This window comes from Pararhodospirillum oryzae, assembly GCF_007992075.1.
GTDB classification, from domain to species: Bacteria; Pseudomonadota; Alphaproteobacteria; order Rhodospirillales; family Rhodospirillaceae; genus Pararhodospirillum; species Pararhodospirillum oryzae.
The window spans coordinates 1-700 of the sequence record NZ_BJZO01000196.1; the positions used below are offsets into that span (position 1 = coordinate 1).

The window sequence follows — 700 nt, forward strand, 5'->3', positions numbered from 1 at the left end:
GTGCCCAGGCGCAGCGCCACCGCCTCGGCCTCGGCCATCACGGCCGCCCGGCCTTGCGCCGCCGCGCCCTGGTCCACCGCCGCCGCCATCGCCACCGCCGCCGCCGTCGCCGCCTTGGTGTCGCGCACCCACTCCGCCCAGGCGTCGGTCTTGCCCTTGCCGCTCCCCCAGCTCTCGCCAGTCGTCGCCGGCGGGGTGGGGGTGGCGGGCGGAGTGCCTGCCCCGGCACCCCCATTATCGTGGACCGGGTCCAGGTGCAACGGCGTGCGCGCCATGGCTGCAAGGCGTGCACGCGAGGTCATCAAGGCGTTGTACTCGTCCCGTACCGCCGCCAGTCGCTCCAGGTACCCGATGATCCCGTCGTCTTGCGTGGCGTCGGCCCCCCACAGGGGGTTGTCGGCCGCGATCTTGTTGAGCTTGTCGAGGGTGTCCGCTAGCGCAACAGCGCCGGCCTTGTAATCCGCCAGCACGCTTTGTGCTGCCGGTGGCGCGTCATCGATCTGCGACCACCACCCAAGGGGGGAGAGGGCGCGCGCCACATCGCTTTGAGCCTCGCGTGCCGCCTTGGCGTTGGCGGCAAGGCCCAGGGCCACGTCACGCTGAGCCGCGCTCAAGCTCTTGGTGGCAAGCTCGGTCACGCCGACGGCGGCGTCCTTGGCCGCCTTGCCATAGTCTTCGGCTGCCCGCTTGGTGCTCTCCA

Annotated in this window: 1 protein-coding gene; it reads right to left on the bottom strand. The window is 71.9% G+C overall.

Features of this window, described 5'->3' with window-relative positions:
- Positions 1-700, bottom strand: a 700-nt coding sequence (locus tag ROR02_RS16745; protein ID WP_218032844.1) for a hypothetical protein, incomplete at both ends; no start/stop codon positions are given.